At 68.2% G+C, this 4,224-nt stretch carries 4 protein-coding genes; 2 read left to right on the top strand and 2 right to left on the bottom strand.

Going from position 1 to position 4,224, the window contains the following annotated elements; all coding sequences use genetic code 11:
• Nucleotides 1–903: COX15/CtaA family protein (locus ACIQ6O_RS13650; RefSeq protein ID WP_396208338.1), on the top strand; the 903-nt coding region annotated here is incomplete at its 5' end.
• 213 nt (nucleotides 904–1,116) lie between these two features.
• On the opposite strand, the gene ACIQ6O_RS13645 is transcribed toward ACIQ6O_RS13650, so the two are convergent.
• Nucleotides 1,117–2,535: a pyridoxal-phosphate dependent enzyme gene (locus tag ACIQ6O_RS13645; RefSeq protein WP_396208337.1), complete on the bottom strand. Its 1,419-nt coding sequence runs from the start codon at nucleotides 2,533–2,535 to the stop codon at nucleotides 1,117–1,119.
• A gap of 11 nt (nucleotides 2,536–2,546) precedes the next feature.
• The gene (locus tag ACIQ6O_RS13640; protein WP_396208336.1) at nucleotides 2,547–3,008 is read right to left on the bottom strand and encodes an energy transducer TonB; all 462 of its coding nucleotides are present in this window, start codon (nucleotides 3,006–3,008) and stop codon (nucleotides 2,547–2,549) included.
• 128 nt (nucleotides 3,009–3,136) lie between these two features.
• Between ACIQ6O_RS13640 and ACIQ6O_RS13635 the strand changes: the two genes are divergently transcribed.
• The coding region (locus ACIQ6O_RS13635) for an Ig-like domain-containing protein (protein ID WP_396208335.1) at nucleotides 3,137–4,224 on the top strand (1,088 nt) is incomplete at its 3' end.

Raw genomic sequence — 4,224 nt, 5'->3', positions numbered from 1 at the left:
CACGCGGGCATCACGCTGTCGCAGTTCAAGTGGATCTACTGGTGGGAGTGGTTCCACCGGAACGTCGCCCGCACCGTGGGGCTGGTGTTCGCGATCCCGTATCTCGTGTTCCTCGTCCAAGGGCGCATTCCGCGCCGCCTGCGTGTGCGACTCGCCGCACTGCCGTTCCTCACCGCCGGTCAGGGCGCCCTCGGCTGGTACATGGTGCAGAGCGGCCTCGTCGAGCGCATCAGCGTGAGTGCCTATCGGCTGACCGCACATCTCGGGCTCGCCCTCGGCATTCTGGCCGTGGCCGTGTGGACGTACAGCGAACTGCGCGAACGCACCGACACCGAACGCCGCGACGCCGCCTCCACCTCACCCGGGTGGCGCGCCGCCCTGCTCTCCGCGACTGCGCTGCTTGGCGTCACGGTGCTCTCGGGCGGCTTCGTGGCCGGCCTGCGCGGCGGCAAGGTGTTCAACGAGTTCCCGCTCATGGGCGGACAGGTGGTGCCACCGGGCTACGGACAACTCTCGCCGTGGTGGACGAATGCCTTCGAGAATCCGGCCGCGGCGCAGTTCCACCACCGCCTGCTCGCCATCACCGTGACCTGCATCGTGCTCGTGCTCGCCTGGCGCGCGCGCGAGGCGGCGCTGCCGCAGTCGGTGCGCCGTGCGGTGTTCGCGTTCGGCGCCGTGATCACGGTACAGCTCGTGCTCGGCATCACCACGCTGCTGCTCGCGGTGCCGGTGCCACTGGGCGTGCTGCATCAGTTCACCGGCGTGCTCGCGCTGACGGCCGCGCTGATCGCGACGCAGCGGGCGGGAGCGACGGTGGCTCAGGTTCCGGTGCGCCGCACGATCGGTGAACGGCAGACGGCAGACAGCAGGAACTACAGCACGCAGACGGGAGTGGTTCGGTAGAACCATACGGGAGCGCGCGCTGCGCGCCGCTCCCGATACACACCCGCAAAGGAAATCGGGCGCCCCGCGAAGCGGTGGCGCCCGTTTTGTTCTACCACATTCCTCCGTGACTGCGTGCTGTAGTTCCCGCCGTCTGCCGTCTGCTGTTGGCAGTTCGCGTGTCTGCAGTTCGCGTGTCTGCAGTTCGCGTCGTTGCCGTTCGCGTCCGGCAGCTCACCGATGCATCAAATACTCCAGCACGTCAAACCGCGTCACGATCCCCTGAATCATCCCGTCCTTCCGCATCAGCACCGCGCGGTTCGACTTCGACAGCAGCTTCGCCACGCTCTCCACCGGCGCATCCGCCTCCACCACCGGGAACGGCTGATCCATCACGTCGCTCACCGTCTTGTCGAGCGCCTTCGGATCGGCGAGTGACTCGGTCGTCAGGCGCGATTCCGCCACACTCCCCACGCACACGGTGCCGTCCATCACCGGTACCTGACTCACATCGTGCAGCGCCATCAGGCGAATGGCCTGCCGCACCGTGGCACCCGTGGTCACACTCACGATGGCCGGCGCGCTCGTGTCCTTCTTGCCGAGCACACTCTCGATGCTCGTGTGCGGCGAATCGAGCAGCTGATTCTCCCGCATCCACTCGTCGTTGAACACCTTGCTGAGATAGCGCTCGCCGGTGTCGCACAGGAACGTCACCACCAGCGCCTCGGGGTCGTCGATCCGGCGCGCTACCGTAAGCGCGGCGTGCGCGATCATGCCGGCACTACCGCCCACGAAGATCCCCTCTTCGCGCGTGAGACGACGCGCCATGGTGAAGGCATCCTTGTCGCCCACCGAGATGAACTCGTCGATGATGTCCATGTCGAGCGTGGCGGGCACGCAGTCCTGCCCCACCCCTTCCACCTTGTACGGCGCACCCGTTGGATGCCCTTCGCCCTTCGTGCGCCACAGCTCCGCCAGCACACTCCCCTGCGGATCGGCGGCGATGATCTTGATGTTGGGGTTCTTGCTCTTGAGGTAGCGCGCCACGCCGCTGATGGTGCCACCCGTGCCCGCGCCGGCCACGAAGTGCGTGATGCGCCCTTCCGTCTGCTCCCACAGCTCAGGGCCGGTGGTGGCCACGTGCGCCGCGGGATTGGCCGGATTCTCGAACTGCCCCGCGAGCACCGCGCCCGGCGTTTCGCGCACGATGCGCTTGGCCATCTGCACGTAGTTCTGCGGATGATCGGGCGGCACCGCGGTGGGCGTGATGATCACTTCGGCACCGAACGCCTTGAGCAGGCGCACCTTCTCCTGGCTCATCTTGTCGGGCATGGTGAAGATGCAGCGGTACCCCTTGAGCGCCGCGGCGATCGCCAGCCCCACGCCGGTGTTGCCGCTCGTGGCTTCCACGATCACGCCACCGGGCTTGAGCGTGCCCGCCGCCTCATGCGCCTCGATCATCGGCAACCCGATGCGGTCCTTCACACTGCCGCCGGGATTGAAGAAGTCGGCCTTGCCGAAGACGGGGGTGCGAATGCCCTTCGCGATGCGCGACAGGCGAATGAGCGGCGTCCAGCCGACCGTGTCGAGCACACTGTCGTAGGGACGGCGGTGACGGAGGTGTTCTTCGATGGTGGGGAGGGTGGTGGCCATCGTGTTCTCTCTTACAGGGAGTCGCCCCCGAGGGGATTGGTGCCGGGGCGTCGGAAGTGCACGGGAAACAGCAGCGACACGGGGATGGGAATGCCGCGACGACGGGCAGGCCGGAATTGCAATCGCGACACCCCCTGCAGCGCCGCGCTGTCGAGCGCCCCATGACCAGAGGGCTCGACTACCCGCGTACTGTCGGGGACCACGCGCCCGCTCGAATCGACGAACAGGCGCAGCATCACATTGCCCTGCACCCCCGTCTGATACGCCGACACGGGATACCGGAAGGGCAGTTCCTCATTCAACACCCGGGGCTGCTCGTCGGGCATATCGGCGAGGGCTCCATCCGATACCCGCCGCAGCCAGCCGTCGTTGCCCCGCGCCGCCTGTCGCGTCCCCTCAGAACAGCCGGAGACGGAACTGCTGAGCAGCATGAGGGGAATGAACAGGAACCGCACTGATCCAACCGCTCGCATGCTGGAATGTACACCGCACACCGGGCCATCGCCCTCGCGTCCACCCGGCGGCGCCCCTCGCGTCCGCAGCGCCGCTCCGCATCTTTCGTAGGCACCCGCTCACGGGACGCTCGTCGGGTGTTCCCCTCGTGACCGGTCTCCTTCTGTTTCGCCTCATGCCATCGCGCTCACACCTTCGCACCACCATCGCCGCGGTCCTGGCTGCGGCGCTCGCGCTTGGGGGCTGCCGCGCCGGTGAAAGCACCGGCCCGTCGGCCACCCCCACGGCCATCGTTGTGCAAACGGGGAATCAGCAGACCGCCGTCGCGGGCAGTGCCCTGCCGGTCACCCTTTCCGTGCGCGTCACCGACAAGGACAACAAGCCGGTCTCCGGCCGCCGCGTGGACTGGGATGTGGGAGTGGGATCCGGTTCCGTAACGCCCGCGCAGAGCAACACCGACGCCAAGGGCATTGCCACCACCACCTGGACCGTCGGCACCAACGCCGGTACCGCGCGGGTAAATGCGCAGGTGAACGGCGTGAACCCGGCCACCTTCACGGCCACGGTGCTCCCCGGCGCGCCGGCCGCCGTGGTGGCCACCCCCGGTGAGGCATCGATGGGCGTGGGGGATACGCTCCAGATTCGTGCTTCGCTACGCGATCAGTTCGGCAACGACATCAGCGGCCAGGCCTTCACGTTCACCTCGCTCGATGAGGCGCGCGCCTCGGTCACGAACAGCGGGCTGGTCACCGCGATCGCGCAGGGAGCCGCGCGCATCGTCGCCGCCGCGGCCGGACGCGCCGACACCGTACCGCTCACCATCGGCGCCGCCGGCACGAGCCCCTGCGGCACCACCGCGCCACGCGCCCTCGGCGTGGGCGACGTCATCAATCCGGTGGCCGGGCCCACCAGCCTGTCGGCGTGTCTCGAAGCACCGGCCGGATCCGTGAGCGCCGAGTATGCGCTCACGCTCATTTCCACCGCCACGAGTTTCGGCATCACGTCGGTAGCTGACGTGATCGGGTTCAACACGCGGGCGCCGGTCGGCGCGGCCATCATGGCGCCCCTCCCCGACGGCAACCGCATCACGATGCCGCCAGGCACCCTGCTCGGCAACGTGCTCTCCGGCGCCGAACGATTCGAACAGCAGATGCGCGCCACCGAGCGCCGCGAACTCACGGCGCTCAGCGCCGCCGCGCGAGAGTGGATGGACGTGCCACGGCCACGCGCTGCGCT

Source organism: Gemmatimonas sp. (genome assembly GCF_044345575.1).
Lineage (GTDB): Bacteria > Gemmatimonadota > Gemmatimonadetes > Gemmatimonadales > Gemmatimonadaceae > Gemmatimonas.
The sequence above is the reverse complement of the archived record's forward strand: the minus strand, read 5'-3'. Positions and strand labels throughout refer to the sequence as shown.

Bases quoted from the DNA above. Each gene is read 5' to 3' on its own strand.
- ACIQ6O_RS13645 (WP_396208337.1), bottom strand. From the start codon at position 2,535: ATGGCCACCACCCTCCCCACCATCGAAGAACACCTCCGTCACCGCCGT.
- ACIQ6O_RS13640 (WP_396208336.1), bottom strand. From the start codon at position 3,008: ATGCGAGCGGTTGGATCAGTGCGGTTCCTGTTCATTCCCCTCATGCTG.